Origin of the sequence: Marihabitans asiaticum, from assembly GCF_007828725.1 — a bacterium.
GTDB lineage: Bacteria > Actinomycetota > Actinomycetes > Actinomycetales > Dermatophilaceae > Marihabitans > Marihabitans asiaticum.
Window position 1 is genome coordinate 124,506 of the sequence record NZ_VIUW01000002.1, and the last position, 14,639, is coordinate 139,144.

The following is a 14,639-nucleotide window of genomic DNA, read 5'->3' on the forward strand; positions in this document are numbered from 1 at the left end:
GGGGGGACGACGAAGGGGGACCCGGCCGGGTCCCCCTTCGCTCGCGTCTCCGGAACGGCCCTCGATCAGGAGGACAGGTCCTTCATGATCTCGCGCATGAAGTCGGCGGTCTCCGAGGGCGTCTTGCCCACCTTGACGCCGGCGGCCTCGAGGGCCTCCTTCTTCGCCGCGGCCGTGCCCGAGCTGCCCGAGACGATCGCCCCGGCGTGGCCCATCGTCTTGCCCTCGGGAGCGGTGAAGCCGGCGACGTAGCCGACGACCGGCTTGGTGACGTTGGCCTTGATGTACTCGGCGGCCCGCTCCTCGGCGTCGCCACCGATCTCGCCGATCATGACGATCGCGTCAGTCTCGGGGTCGTCCTCGAAGGCCTGGAGGCAGTCGATGTGGGTGGTGCCGACGATCGGGTCACCGCCGATGCCGACCGCGGTGGAGAAGCCGAAGTCCCGCAGCTCGTACATCATCTGGTAGGTCAGCGTGCCCGACTTGCTCACCAGGCCGATCCGGCCCGCCTCGGCGATGTCCGCCGGGATGATGCCGGCGTTGGACTTGCCGGGGCTGATCACGCCGGGGCAGTTGGGGCCGACGATCCGGGTGCTCGAGTCCTTGGCGTAGTTGTAGAACTCCGCGGTGTCCTTGACCGCGATGCCCTCGGTGATGACCACCGCCAGCTCGATGCCTGCGTCGACCGCCTCGACGACCGCGCTCTTGGCGAAGGCCGGCGGCACGAAGAGCACCGAGACGTTGGCGCCGGTCTCCTTCATCGCCTCGGCGACCGAGCCGAAGACGGGGATCTGCTGGCCACCCTCGAAGTCGACGGTCTGGCCTGCCTTCTTGGGGTTGACCCCGCCGACGATCGTCGTGCCGGAGGCGAGCATGCGCGTGGTGTGCTTCATGCCCTCGGAGCCGGTCATGCCCTGGACGATGACCTTGCTGTTCTCGTTGAGGAAGATTGCCATCTCTTAGTCGTCCGTCCTTACTTCGCAGCCAGCTCGGCGGCCTTCTTGGCAGCGCCGTCCATGGTCTCTTCGATGCTCACGAGCGGGTGGTCGAGGTCGGCGAGGATCTGGCGCCCCGCCTCGACGTTGTTGCCGTCCAGGCGGACGACGAGCGGCTTGGTCGCCTGGTCGCCCAGGGTCTCCAGCGCGCCCTTGATGCCGTTGGCGACCGCGTCGCAGGCGGTGATGCCGCCGAAGACGTTGACGAAGACGGCCTTGACCTGCTCGTCGCCGAGGATGACGTCGAGCCCGTTGGCCATGACCTCCGCGGAGGCACCGCCACCGATGTCGAGGAAGTTCGCCGGCTTCGCGGTGCCACCGGTGTGCTCCTCGCCGGCGTAGGCGACGACATCGAGGGTGCTCATCACGAGCCCGGCGCCGTTACCGATGATGCCGACGTTGCCGTCGAGCTTGACGTAGTTCAGCCCCAGCTTCTTGGCCTTGGCCTCCAGCGGGTCGGTGGACGCCTCGTCCTCGAAGTCGGCGTGGTCGGGCTGGCGGAAGTCGGCGTTGGCGTCGAGGGTCACCTTGCCGTCGAGGGCGAGGACGTCGCCGTCCTCGGTCATGACGAGCGGGTTGACCTCGACGAGCGTCGCGTCCTCCTCGCTGTAGACCGTCCACAGCGTCTTCAGCACCGGGGCGACCTTCTCGCCGGTGCCGGCGTCGAACCCGGCCTCCTCGACGATCTCGCGGGCCTTGGCGTCGTCGATGCCGACGTTGGGGTCGACCGCGACCCTGGCGAGCGCCTCGGGACGCTCCTCGGCGAGGGTCTCGATGTCGACCCCGCCCTCCTTGGAGCACATCGCGAGGATCGCGCGGTTGGTGCGGTCCAGGAGGATGGAGAAGTAGTACTCCTCGGCGATCTTGGCGCCCTGGGCGATCATCACCTTGTGCACGGTGTGGCCCTTGATGTCCATGCCGAGGATGTCCTGCGCGTACTGCTCCGCCTCGTCGGCGGACTTGGCGACCTTCACTCCCCCGGCCTTGCCGCGCCCGCCGGTCTTGACCTGGGCCTTGACCACGGTGACGCCGCCGCTCTTGGCGCCGATCGTCTCGGCCGCCTGGCGCGCCTCCTGCGGCGTGGTGGCGACTGCGCCGGCCAGGACCGGCACTGCGTGCTTCTCGAACACATCACGTGCTTGGTACTCGAAGAGATCCACGAGGTTGTTCCATCCTCTGCTCTAGTCACGAGACGCGCCCTGGCTCGGCGCGTCCACGGGTGTACCGCGAGCCTAGACGCCGCCGCGATCCAGGTCACACTCCCGCCCCACCCTGAAGCGCTCCGGCGGCAGGCGGGCGGAGTCGTCGGCGGCCGGTCGGCGACGGTGGCGGCGGGACGGGAGTCGACGCAACGCAACGCGAAGGGGGCGTTCCGGCCACGCCGTGACCGATGTCGGGCTACTGTCGAGTCACCATGGGACAGCGCGCGAGCAGCACCGCGCCGTCGGCGAAGGCGCCGACGGCCCGTGATGCCGGCGGTGTCGGCGCCATGCGGCCGATGCTCGCCGAGCGGGCCCGCGCGTTGTCCAGCCCGCACGCGGCCCTCGGATCTCTCGTGGAGACGGTGTGGACCGCGACCCACCTCCTGCTCTACCCGCTCGGCGCCCTCCAGCCGCGGGTGGGGACCACGGACCACGGCTACCGCGTCGAGCACCTGCCGCCCCTGCAGCGCAGCCGGATCGTCGCCGCCGTCGCCGAGAGCGGTACCCCGATCCTCCTGCTGCACGGGATGGTCGACAACCACTCGATCTTCACCCTGCTGCGGCGGGGTCTGCAGCGGCGCGGCTTCACCCGCCTCTACTCGATGAACTACTCGGTGCGCACCTCCGACGTGCGCACCGCAGCCGCCCAGCTCGCCGAGGAGGTCGAGCTGATCTGCGAGGAGACGGGGTACGAGCGGATCCACGTCGTCGCCCACAGCCTCGGTGGGCTCATCGCTCGCTACTACGTCACCCGGCTGGCCGGTGATGAGCGGGTGCACACGGTCGTCACCCTCGGCTCGCCCCATCAGGGCACCCACATCGCGCGGCTCGCGCCCACGCCCATCACCCGGCAGCTTCGCCCCGGGAGCAGGCTGCTCGACGAGCTCGAGCGCCCGTCCCCCGGCTGCGCCACGCGGTTCATCTGCTTCTGGTCCGACACCGACGCTGCGATCCTGCCCGCGAGCAACGCCCGGCTCGAGCACCCCGACCTCACCGCGACCAATGTCGCGCTCACCGGGGTCGGGCACCTGTCGCTGCCGATCCTCCCCTCCGTCGTCCACCAGATCAGCGCGAGCCTGACCCACCTCGACAGCGACGGGGACCCAACCGCATCGGTGACCCAGATCCCGGTGGGCTGACCGGCAGGTCACCGCCGACTCTGACCGGTGCGCCGTCATCACCCAAGCGCGCCACGCCACTCTTGAGCGCGACCACACAGGACGCTGCGGTCGATGGATTGTGCTGCGTCTGTCCAGCCAGATTTTGTATAACGAACGGGTCACGCTAGGGTCTCGGAAGTTTGTCCGCGACCCCCTGCGAGGACTTCTTCGATGTCTGACTACGTCGGGCGGCACCGTCCGCCGACCCGGGCCGAGCGCCGCGCCCTCGAGCCGCGCCGCCGCCTGCCCAAGGCGCTCACCGCCGGTCACGCCCTCCCGACCGCGGCCGCGGCGACCCTCGTGCTCACCGCCGGCGGCGCGACCGCCGCGCAGAGCAACGCCCTGAGTCAGGGCTCGCCGGCCGCCGCAGCGCCCCAGGCCACGGTCAGCCCCGCTCTTGCCGACCCCGCCCTCGACGCGAAGGCCCAGGAGCAGGTCGCCACGACCGTCGCCGGCTACAGCGACCTCGCCCAGCGCCGGCAGCAGGGCAACCACGAGGTGGCCCTGGACCAGGGGCGGGTCCAGGAGCGCGAGCGGGTCGCCCGCGACAAGGAGCGAAAGGCCAAGAAGGCCGCCGCGGAGAAGACCAAGCAGGCGAAGGCGGAGGCCGCGCCGTCGAGCGCCCCGGCCTCCGGCGGCGGCTCTGCCAGCACGACCCAGGCGGCGGCGCCGTCCACCAGCGGCTGGGTCATGCCGCTGGCCAACCCCGTCTACACCTCGGGCTACGGCATGCGCTGGGGCCGGCTGCACGCAGGCAACGACTTCGCCGCGGCCGTCGGCACCCCCCTACGCGCCATGAGCAACGGCACCGTCGTCTACGCGGGTCAGATGAGCGGCTACGGCACGATGGTCGACATCCGCTACGCGGACGGGACCGTCTCGCGCTACGGCCACATGAGCTCGATCTCGGTGTCGGTCGGCCAGTCGGTAGCCGCCGGGCAGCAGGTCGGCCTCTCCGGCAACACCGGACGCTCGACCGGGCCGCACCTGCACCTCGAGATCCACCCCGGTGGTGGCGGCGCGGTCGACCCGAGGTCGTGGCTGGCGGCCAAGGGCCTCGGCTACTGAGCCGGTCTCAGAGCTTCTCCAGGGGCGCGTAGCGCAGCAGCAGGCGCTTGACCCCGGTCTCGCCGCCGAAGTCGACATGGGCGACCGCCTTGTCGTCCTGCCCCTCCACCCGGATCACCGTGCCCAGGCCGAAGGAGTCGTGGGTGACCTTCTCACCCGAGGACAGGGCGATGATCGGCCGGTTCCCCGGCGAGCGCACCCCCGGCTTCGCGGCCAGCCGAGCCACCGCAGGCTCACCGCGGCGGGCGACCGGGGTCGATCCACCGGTGCGCTTCCAGTCCACCAGCTCGGCAGGGATCTCCCCGAGGAAGCGGGACTCGGGGTTGTACGACGGTGAGCCGAAGGCGGAGCGCACGCTCGCCCGGGAGACGTGCAGCCGCTCCCGTGCCCGGGTGATCCCGACATAGGCCAGCCGCCGCTCCTCCTCGAGCTCGCTGGTCTTGCCCAGACTGCGCATGTGCGGGAAGGTCCCGTCCTCCATCCCCGTGAGGAAGACGACGGGGAACTCCAAGCCCTTCGCCGTGTGCAGTGTCATCAGGGTGACCACCCCCTGCTCCTGCCCGGCCCCGTCCCCCTCTGGCTGGTCGGGGATGTCGTCGGCGTCGGCGACGAGGCTGACCTGCTCGAGGAAATCGTCGAGCGCGATCTCCTCGCCGGTCGCGATCCGGGTCGCGTCGAACTCGCGCGCCACCGCGACGAGCTCGGCGAGGTTCTCCAGGCGGGTCTCGTCCTGCGGGTCCTTGCTCTCGCGCAGCTCGCGCAGGTAGCCGGAGTCCTCGAGCGTCGTGGTGAGGAGGTCGCCGATGCCTTCGCCCTCCTCCCGAGCGCGCTGCAGCCCCTCGAGCATCGCGGTGAAGGAACGAATCGCGTTGAGCGACCGGGTGGCCAGCCCGGGCGCATCCTCGGCCCGGCCCAGGGCGGCGACGAAGGGGATCTGCTCGCGGTCCGCGAGCTGGGCCACCGCCGCCTCCGCCCGGTCCCCGATGCCGCGCTTGGGCGTGTTGAGGATCCGCCGGAGGTTGACCGTGTCGGTCGGGTTGGCGATGACCCGCAGGTAGGCCAGGGCGTCCTTGATCTCGCGCCGCTCGTAGAAGCGGGTGCCGCCGACGACCTTGTACGGCAGGCCGACCCGGACGAAGACCTCCTCGATCGCGCGGGACTGCGCGTTGGTCCGGTAGAAGACGGCGACATCGCCGGGGCGCACGCCGTGCTCGTCGGACAGGTCGTCGATCGTCGTCGCGACGAAGCTCGCCTCGTCGTGCTCGTTGTCGGCGACGTACCCGACGATCGGCGCGCCGGAGCCGGACTCGGTCCACAGCCTCTTCGGCCGGCGCGACTCGTTGCGCTCGATAACCGCGTTGGCCGCGCGCAGGATCGTCTCGGTGGAGCGGTAGTTCTGCTCGAGGAGGATGGTTCGGGCGTCGGGGTAGTCGCTCTCGAACTCGGCGATGTTGCGGATCGTCGCCCCGCGGAAGGCGTAGATCGACTGGTCGGCGTCGCCGACGACGACGAGCTCGCTCGGCGCCACCGCGTGCGGGTCGGCGACGGCGTCGTCCCCGTAGCCACCGACGAGGGTGCGGACGAGCATGTACTGGGCGTGGTTGGTGTCCTGGTACTCGTCGACCATGACGTGCCGGAATCGGCGCCGGTAGTGCTCGGCCACATCGGGGAAGGCCTGGAGGATCGACACCGTGGTCATGATGATGTCGTCGAAGTCGAGGGCGTTGGCCTGGCGCAGCCGCCGCTGGTAGGCGCTGTAGACCTGGGCCAGCACCTGCTCCTGGTGACCGCCGCCGGGAGCCTCGTCGTGCTCGCTGCCGACCCTCCGGGCGTAGTCCTCCTCGTCGACGAGCTCGTTCTTGAGGTTGCTGATCTGGTGGGCGAAGGAGCGCGGCGGGTAGCGCTTGGGGTCCAGGTCGAGGTCGCGCATCACCATCGCGATGAGGCGCTGGCTGTCCGCCGCGTCGTAGATGGAGAAGCTGCTCTTCATCCCCACCTTCGTCGCCTCGCGACGCAGGATCCGCACGCACGCCGAGTGGAAGGTCATCACCCACATCGCCCGCGCCCGGGGGCCGACGAGGGACTCCACCCGCTCGCGCATCTCGGCGGCGGCCTTGTTGGTGAAGGTGATCGCCAGGATCTGCCCCGGCTGGGCTCCCCGCGCCCCGAGCAGGTAGGCGATCCGGTGGGTGAGCACCCGGGTCTTGCCCGAGCCGGCACCGGCGACGATGAGCAGCGGGCTCCCCTCGTGCAGCACCGCCTCGCGCTGCTCCGGGTTGAGCCCCGCGAGCAGCTCCTCGGGGTCCGTCGCTGCGGCCGAAGGGGGACGGGAGCCTCCCCCGTCGGCCGGGCCCTCTTGCGTCATCGCCCAGGTCGGGACTCCCGCGGAGTCCACCGCGTTCTTCCAGTCGTCGGGCATGTCGGGGAGGTCGTCGAAGAGGCTGCTCATCTCACCGACCAGCCTACGTCGGCCGGCCGACACCCCCTTCGCCCTAGGCTCGCACCATGTCACCGGCCGAGAGCGAGCACGGCGAGGACGTCCACCTCGAGGTCGGCGGGCGCGAGGTGCGGATCTCCTCCCCCGAGCGCGTGTACTTCCCCGAGACCGGGGCGACCAAGCTCGACCTCGCGCAGTACTACCTCGCCGTCGGTGACGGCATCCTGCGGGCCCTGCGGGAGCGGCCGACGATGCTGCACCGCTTCCCGAAGGGGGTGGCCGGCCCCAAGGTGCACCAGAAGCGGCTGCCGAAGGGAGCGCCGGACTGGGTGGGGACGGTGCGGCTGCACTTCCCGCGCTACGACCTGACCGCCGACGAGCTATGCCCGACCGAGATCGCCGAGATCCTCTGGGCGGTGCAGATGTCCACCGTCGAGCTGCACCCGTGGAACGTGCGCCGCGCCGACGTCGACCGGCCCGACGAGTGGCGCATCGACCTCGACCCGATGCCCGAGGCCGGCCTGGACCGGGTGCGCCAGGTTGCGGCGGTCTGCCACGAGGTGCTCGACGAGCTGGGCATCACCGGCTACCCCAAGACCTCCGGAGGTGACGGGCTGCACGTGTACGTCCGGATTCGTCCCGACCACGAGTTCGCCGACGTGCGAAGGGGGGCGCTCGCCTTCGCACGCGAGGTCGAGCGGCGGGCGCCGGACCTGGCCACTACGGAGTGGTGGCGCAAGGACCGCGACCCGGCCGCGGTCTTCGTCGACTACAACCAGAACGCGCGCGACCACACCATCGCCGCCGCCTACTCGGTGCGCGGGAACCCCCGCGCCACCGTCTCGACGCCGATCACGTGGGACGAGATCGCCGAGGTCGAGCCGCAGGACTGCACCATCGCGACCGTGCCGGCCCGCTTCGCCGAGCTCGGTGACCTGCACGCGAGCATCGACGACGTCGCCCACGACCTCGCCCCCCTGCTGGAGTGGGCCGACCGTGACGACGCGCCTGCTACCACGCAGTAGTGGCTGCGATCACGACCAGTACTGCGTGGTAGCGGGCGAGGTGGGGCGGGTGGCCGGTCGGCAGACATGCAGTGAATCCCCTTCGCCGGCGCGACGGACTCCCTCCACACGGCGACCCATCCGTGCCAGGGTGATCACGTGGACCCAACCCCAGCCCAGCTGTCCGCCGTCAACCTGCGCCTGGCCCTGCTCGGCCTGCCTACGGTGCAGGCGGACGCGGCCCCCGATCTCGACCGCGAGCTCCTCGGCCCGCTGCTGGAGCGCCACCGGGAGGTCAGCCGGCATGTGCAGGACCCGCTGGCGCCCGTCGACCGGCGGATCCAGGACTTCCTCGAGGCCTACCTCGAGGAGATCGACGAGATCCCCCAGCTACCCACCCGTACCCTCGGCCTGGACCAGCCCGGCCTGGCCCGGGTGCTGTCCCTGCCCGCCGACCGCGACGAGTACGTCTCCGACCAGGTCGAGAGCTACCGGGTCGCCAACGGCGTGCTGCACAACCCCCGCAACGACCGTCGCACCACCGCCGGGGTGTTCCACGTCGTCGAGGGTGGCTTGCCGATCCCCGAGGACAAGAAGGCCGTCCCCCGAGAGGCCTTCGCCGGGCTGCTACGCCGCGCCTTCGAGGCGCCGCCGGCGCTGATGCGCCTGCCGATCACCTCGACCCAGGAGGAGCAGGCCGAGTGCTTCGTGTCCCTGCTCCTGCGCCCGCTGGTCGTCGTCGGAGTACCGGGCCAGGTCCAGGAACGCCGGATGGAGACCCGCTTCATCGTCCCCGGCGGGCTCGTGGCAAACCTCGACTTCGTCGAGGGCATCTTCGGCAACGGCGGCGACCCGCTGCTGCCCGACGGTGATGCCGCGACCGACCCCGACGGCTGGACCGGGACCACCGGCCTGGTCGTCCTCGCCCCGCACCTGCTCGAGGTCACCAAGCGCGAGCTCGGGCTGCCCCACCGCGACGACGCCAGCGAGCGACAGCTGCGTGACGGCATGTGCTGGCAGGACCCCGACGAGCGTTACAACGACGGGTCTGCCTTCAAGGTCTGCGCCCGGGACGAGCGCGGGGTCGTCGTCACCGTCATCGCGGACAACTACTTCGGCTACTGCAAGAAGGAGGTCAAGACCCAGATCTCCTACTCCGCCAACCTCTTCGGCCTCGCCGAGGAGGAGCACGCCGGGGGCGCGATGGTCTTCCCGAGCTGGGACGAAGGTCGCGAGTTCGTCAACGCCTACACCGCGCCGAGCGGTGGGTCGACCGCGAGCGTCGCCGACGTCGTGGCCCGCGACCCGCAGCTGTGGTGGGCTGGCGACGGGTGGGCCCGCTCGCTCGAGCACGACCACCTCGTCCTCGTCCCGGCCGGGTCCCGCTACCGCATCGAGGACCGCTCAATCACCTGGGAGGGCGAAGGGGGGAACCCGGGCATCCCCCTTCGGGCCGGCGAGGTCTACCTGGACCCGACGGGTTTCCGGGTCCGCCTGCGCCAGGTGCGCGAGGACCCGGTGCAGTGGACCATCGTCGGCACCTCCGGGACATCCACGGTGTGCCACAAGCCGGCCACCGTCTCCGGCGGCGGCAAGTCCGAGATCTCGAAGTCGATCGCCGACGCCATCAGCCGCGGCTACGCCTACGTCTCGGACATCGACGCCGACCTCGACGCGGCCGCGGACCTCATCGGCCGCGACTACTCCGGGCGGTTCCTCGACCCCACCGAGAGCGACGACCGTCCGCTGCTGAGTCCCGAGCGCAGCGTCGGGTCGGTGATCAAGCTGCTCACCCCCTCGCCCTCCTTCACCGAGGAGCACAACGACCTGGCCCGCTCCGTCCCCGCGCACATCCTCGAGCTGGTCGTCGCGGTCAAGCGGGCCTACCGTCCCGAGTGGGGCGACGACTGGCGCTCACACGTGTCCGTCACCCGGGTCGACGGCCGTCCGGGCCACCGGCTGCGCATCGACGGCGAGCCGGTGCTCACCGACCTGCTGCGCATCGGTTTCGAGACCGACGGCGCGCCCCGCCTCTTCAGCCTACGACCCGACTTCGAGCCGTCGGTGAAGCTGCAGACCGAGGACGACATCACCGCCTCGGTGGTCGTGCCGCGTGGTGAACGCTCGGTCAAGGTGGTGCGCAACTGCGAGGGGTTGCTCTTCCAACGCCCGGACGACGCGGTGGTCCCCGGCTACGACACCCTCGCCGAGTCCGACATAGCCCGCCCGGGCAGCTTCTTGTCCAACTTCGAGCCGCTGCGGCGCAAGGACGTCGCCTCCCTGGTCGAGGACGCGGTTGGTCTGAGCGAGTACACCGCGCCGATGCGCGAGCTGATGCAGCGCTTCGCCGCCGGCGAGAGCGGCGCAGACTACGCCGTCTGCTCGTCCCACCCCCGGATCGTCGATGGTCGCCGGTCGAAGAACCCCCGCTACCTCCAGCTGCGCCCAGACCTCGCCGACCCGCGAAGCACGGCTGACTCGCTCACGGCTGCCCGGTTGGCCTCGGGGATGCCTCTTGACCAGCCGCTACCGATGGTCGTCGACGCCGTCGTCGCCGGACGGCGGAACAACCCGCCCGGTGACGGGGTGCCTGCGCTGTGCGCCTACAGCCCGCTGCACCACCTGCCCCTGCCCGAGCTGCTCATGGAGTACATCTCCTCCATGACCGGCAAGTCCCCGTCGACGACCGGTGCCGGCAGCGAGGGCGCGATGACCAAGGGCCCCTTCAACGCGCTGCCGAAGACCTACGACCTCGACGCGGCCTTCCTCTCCTACGCCCTGTGCGAGCACGACGGCTGGGTGTCCGGCGCCGGGCACGTCGGGCCCCGGGTCGAGGTCGCGCACGACATCAGCCTGCTTGTGCCCGAGGTCTTCGCGCGGATGACACCCGCTGAGCGCGACGCCGAGGCGCTGCTCGAGGCAGGGCACCTCGAGCCGGTGCCGGACCTGACCGCGGCCGGGCGCACCGTGCACGGCAGCCGACTGGGCTACCGGATCACCGAGAGCTTCGCGCGCACCTTCCTCGGCCGGATCTTCATGCACCCGCAGACCGTCTTCACCGCCGAGATGCTGCGCCCCGAGATGCAGGACGAGCAGGTCTTCGCCGACTCGATCGAGGTGATGACCACGACGCACCAGCGGGTGGCCCAGGGGTATCGGGCCGACGGGACGATCGACAGCGCTTGCCCGCCGGTCCGCGCTCTGCTCGAGATCATGGCCGACGGGCGCTCCCGGGAGGGATGGACGCTCTCGGATCCAGAGTTCCGTGACACGTTCACCCGGCAGGCGGTCCTGGGCAGCGAGTGGTACGCGCAGCGTCTGGAGGCCTCTGCCCAGGTGCTCGCCGGTCTCGGGTCGACGGTGACCGCCGAGGAGCTCGTCGGCACGATCGGGCGTACCACGGCCATCCCGGCTCAGCGATGATGGGGCCATGAGCACCGCCGAGCTGTCCACCGGCGTCGTCCACGAGCTGCCCGACGACCTCGCCACCGCCCTGCGCGACCACGACGCCGCCCGCGCCGCGTGGGAGGACATCACGCCGCTGGCGCGCAATGAGTTCATCTGCTGGGTCGAGGACGCCAAGCAGGACCAGACCCGCGCCCGCCGCATCCGGCGCACCGTCGAGGAGCTCGGCGAGGAGGGCAAGCGCCGGCCGTGCTGCTGGCCCGGGTGCAGCCACCGGAAGCGGACCGGCCGGGCCTGACGTCCCCGACGCGCTCGATGACGCTGCTGCCCCACCCGGTGACGGGTCACCCCTTCGCCTCTCCGGTCCCGCCCGGAGAAGGTTGGCCCGACGACCCGGCTACCGCTACCACCCGGGTCGCCCGGACCGCCGCCGGCGTGCGCCGACTCGCCGCGACGGACGACCCGGCCACCCTCGCCGCACGGATCTCGGTGTGCCACGCCTGCCCCCGCCTGGTCGCCTGGCGTGAGGAGGTCGCCGCGACCAAGCGCGCCGCCTACGCCGACCAGCCGTACTGGGGCCGCCCGGTGCCGGCGCTCGGGCCACCAGACGCACCGGTGCTGATCGTCGGGCTCGCCCCCGCCGCCCACGGCGCCAACCGCACGGGCCGCAACTTCACCGGCGACCGGAGCGGAGACTGGCTCTACGCCGCTCTGCACCGCGCCGGCTACGCCAGCCAGCCCGACTCGACCCACGCCGGCGACGGCCTGACGCTGCACGGCGCCCGGATCGTCGCCCCCGTGCGCTGCGCTCCCCCGCAGAACCAGCCAACCACCGAGGAGAAGGCGACCTGCGCGCCGTGGTTCAGCGCCGACCTGGCGATCTCCGAGCCGCACGTCACCGCGATCCTCACCCTCGGCTCGATCGGGTGGGACGCCACGATCGCCGGTGCCCGCGCGGCCGGCTGGCAGATCCCGCGGCCCAAGCCACGCTTCGGCCACGGCGCCCGCGCCACCCTGAACACCGCCACCGGCCGCGAGGTCACCCTCGTCGGCAGCTATCACGTCAGCCAGCAGAACACCTTCACCGGCCGGCTGACCCAGGCCATGCTCGACGACGTCATCGCCTCTCTGGAAGGGTGAGGTCATGGCTGACATCACCGCACTGGTCGCCCGCTCCCACGGCGGGGGCGAGGTCCTCGCCCTGGAGTCCCGGCCCGAGCCCACGCCCGGTCCCGGCGAGCTGGCGGTCGAGGTGGCCGCGGTCGGGGTGAACTTCATCGACGTCTACCAGCGCGAAGGGGTGTACCCCACCGAGCCTCCCTTCGTCCTCGGCAACGAGGGCGCGGGCGTCGTGCGGTCGGTCGGCGAGGGGGTGTCCGGGTACGCCCCCGGCGACCGGGTCGCCTGGGCCTTTACCCTGGGATCCGCCGCCGAGGTGGCGCTGATCCCCGCCGACCAGGCCGTGCGCGTGCCGGACAAGGTCGACCTCGAGACCGCGGCGGCGATCATGCTGCAGGGCCTGACGGCGCACTTCCTGACCCGGTCGACCCACCCGGTCCAGGACGGCACCGTGGCGCTGGTGCACGCTGCCGCCGGCGGTGTTGGCCGCCTGCTCGTGCAGCTCATCACCCACCACGGCGGCCGCGTCATCGCGACGGCCGGCTCGCAGGAGAAGTGCCGGATCGCCACCGACCTCGGCGCCGTCGAGACGATCGATTACACGAACCTGGGCAGCGAGGAGCTGAGCTCCCGGGTCCGTGCCGCGGCGCACCGGCTGGGCCACGACGCCGGCGTCGACGTCGTCTACGACGGGGTGGGCCGGGCCACCTTCGACGCCTCGTTGGCCTCGCTCCGCCCCCGCGGGCTCATGGTCCTCTTCGGGGGTGCGAGCGGGCAGGTCGACCCCTTCGACATCCAGCGCCTCAACTCCGGCGGCTCTCTCTACCTGACCCGCCCCTCGCTCGGGCACCACATCGCCACGACCGAGGAGCTGCACGGCCGCGCCAACGACGTCCTGGGCTGGGTCGCCGACGGCACCCTGACGGTCCACGTCGGTGGGCGGTACCCGTGGTCCGAGGCTGCCGACGCGTACGCGGACCTCGAGGGTCGGCGCACGACGGGCAAGCTCGTGCTCGTGCCCTGACTCCCCCGGCAGCCCGGGTGTCAGGCCACGTTCTCGAGGACGACGGCGAGCCCCTGCCCGACCCCGATGCAGATCGCCGCGACTCCCCACCGGTCGCCGGAGTCGGCGAGCCGCTGGGCCAGCGTGCCCAGGACGCGAGCGCCGGAGGCGCCCAGCGGATGCCCGACGGCGATCGCACCGCCGCACGCGTTGACGATCTCCGGATCGATGCCCCACTCGTCGACGCAGGCGAGGGACTGGACGGCGAAGGCCTCGTTCAGCTCGACGGCGCCCACCTCTGACCACCCGATCCCCGCGCGCCCCAAGGCAGCGTTGGCCGCCTCGACCGGCCCGAGCGCGAAGTCCTGGGGATCGAGGGCGTGCACCCCCCGGCCCGCGATACGCGCCATGGGCGCCAGCTCGAGCTCATCCCCCGCCGACTCGCTGCCGATGATGACCGCCGAGGCACCATCGCTCAGCGGAGACGCGTTGCCCGCCGTGATCGTCCCGTCCGGGCGGAAGGCGGGGGCGAGCCCGGCGAGGGTCGCCGCCGTCGAGCCGGGTCGGATCCCCTCGTCGCGGGTCAGGTCAACCCCGTCGACCCCGACCACGAGCCCGTCGTAGAAGCCCTCCGCCCATGCGGCCTCGGCGCGCTGGTGGGAGCTGGCCGCGAACTCGTCCTGCCGCTCCCGGGAGATCCCACGCGCCTCGGCGAGCATCTCGTTGGCCTCGCCGAGCGAGACGGTCCACTGCTCGGGCATCTGCGGGTTGTCCAGCCGCCACCCCAGCGTGGTCGAGACCGCGGCGACGTCGCCGGCCGGGTAGGCGCGGGAGGGCTTGGGCAGCACCCACGGCGCGCGGGTCATCGACTCGACGCCGCCGGCGAGGACCACCTGGGCGTCACCGGTCTCGACGGCGCGGGAGGCGCCGATCGCCGCGTCGAGCGAGGAGCCGCACAGGCGGTTGACCGTGCTGGCCGGGACCGAGGTCGGCAGCCCGGCGAGCAGCACGGCCATGCGCGCGACGTTGCGGTTGTCCTCGCCGGCCTGGTTGGCGCAGCCCCACAGGACGTCGTCGACCCGTGCCGGGTCGAGAGTCGGCGCCTTGGCGAGCACGCCCCGCAGGGCGGTCGCGGCCAGGTCGTCGGGACGGACACCCGCGAGGGCACCACCGAACCGGGCGAAGGGGGTGCGGGCGGCGGCGTAGACGTAAGAGGCGCTCACCGGGTCGAGGCTAGCGGCGACCG

At 71.7% G+C, this 14,639-nt stretch carries 11 protein-coding genes; 7 read left to right on the forward strand and 4 right to left on the reverse strand.

Annotated features, from left to right (window positions below; all coding sequences use genetic code 11):
• Positions 1-65: 65 nt before the first annotated feature.
• Together sucD and sucC are read right to left on the reverse strand one after the other, a co-directional pair.
• On the reverse strand, positions 66-956 hold the full coding sequence (gene sucD, locus FB557_RS05120; RefSeq protein WP_144856294.1) for a succinate--CoA ligase subunit alpha: 891 nt from the start codon (positions 954-956) through the stop codon (positions 66-68).
• 17 nt (positions 957-973) lie between these two features.
• On the reverse strand, positions 974-2,155 hold the full coding sequence (gene sucC / locus FB557_RS05125) for an ADP-forming succinate--CoA ligase subunit beta (RefSeq protein WP_144856296.1): 1,182 nt from the start codon (positions 2,153-2,155) through the stop codon (positions 974-976).
• Positions 2,156-2,409: 254 nt separating this feature from the next.
• Here sucC and FB557_RS05130 point away from each other — a divergent pair, with 254 nt between their 5' ends.
• On the forward strand, positions 2,410-3,336 hold the full coding sequence (locus tag FB557_RS05130; protein WP_246074468.1) for an esterase/lipase family protein: 927 nt from the start codon (positions 2,410-2,412) through the stop codon (positions 3,334-3,336).
• A 192-nt stretch (positions 3,337-3,528) separates the two neighbouring features.
• Positions 3,529-4,425, forward strand: a complete 897-nt coding sequence (locus tag FB557_RS05135) for a M23 family metallopeptidase (protein WP_144856298.1) — start codon at positions 3,529-3,531, stop codon at positions 4,423-4,425.
• A 7-nt stretch (positions 4,426-4,432) separates the two neighbouring features.
• On the opposite strand, the gene pcrA is transcribed toward FB557_RS05135, so the two are convergent.
• Positions 4,433-6,874 (reverse strand): DNA helicase PcrA, encoded by a 2,442-nt coding sequence (gene pcrA / locus FB557_RS05140; protein ID WP_144856300.1) that lies wholly within the window; start codon positions 6,872-6,874, stop codon positions 4,433-4,435.
• Positions 6,875-6,930: 56 nt separating this feature from the next.
• On the opposite strand from pcrA, the gene ligD reads away from it, so the two are divergent.
• From ligD to FB557_RS05165, 5 genes are all read left to right on the forward strand, one after another.
• On the forward strand, positions 6,931-7,887 hold the full coding sequence (gene ligD, locus FB557_RS05145; protein ID WP_144856302.1) for a non-homologous end-joining DNA ligase: 957 nt from the start codon (positions 6,931-6,933) through the stop codon (positions 7,885-7,887).
• A gap of 138 nt (positions 7,888-8,025) precedes the next feature.
• The gene (locus FB557_RS05150) at positions 8,026-11,289 is read left to right on the forward strand and encodes a PPi-type phosphoenolpyruvate carboxykinase family protein (RefSeq protein WP_144856304.1); all 3,264 of its coding nucleotides are present in this window, start codon (positions 8,026-8,028) and stop codon (positions 11,287-11,289) included.
• A 7-nt stretch (positions 11,290-11,296) separates the two neighbouring features.
• Complete coding sequence (locus tag FB557_RS05155) at positions 11,297-11,569, forward strand: YdeI/OmpD-associated family protein (RefSeq protein WP_170236201.1); 273 nt, start codon at positions 11,297-11,299, stop codon at positions 11,567-11,569.
• A 17-nt stretch (positions 11,570-11,586) separates the two neighbouring features.
• Positions 11,587-12,411 carry a uracil-DNA glycosylase gene (locus tag FB557_RS05160; protein ID WP_144856306.1) on the forward strand — a complete coding sequence of 275 codons (825 nt, stop codon included), beginning with the start codon at positions 11,587-11,589 and terminating at the stop codon, positions 12,409-12,411.
• A gap of 4 nt (positions 12,412-12,415) precedes the next feature.
• Positions 12,416-13,414, forward strand: coding sequence for a quinone oxidoreductase family protein (locus FB557_RS05165; protein ID WP_211356496.1), 999 nt, complete (start codon positions 12,416-12,418; stop codon positions 13,412-13,414).
• A 20-nt stretch (positions 13,415-13,434) separates the two neighbouring features.
• On the opposite strand, the gene FB557_RS05170 is transcribed toward FB557_RS05165, so the two are convergent.
• A complete protein-coding gene (locus FB557_RS05170; RefSeq protein ID WP_144856308.1) occupies positions 13,435-14,616 on the reverse strand; it encodes a thiolase family protein in 1,182 nt (393 codons plus the stop codon).
• Between the last annotated feature and the right edge of the window lie 23 nt (positions 14,617-14,639).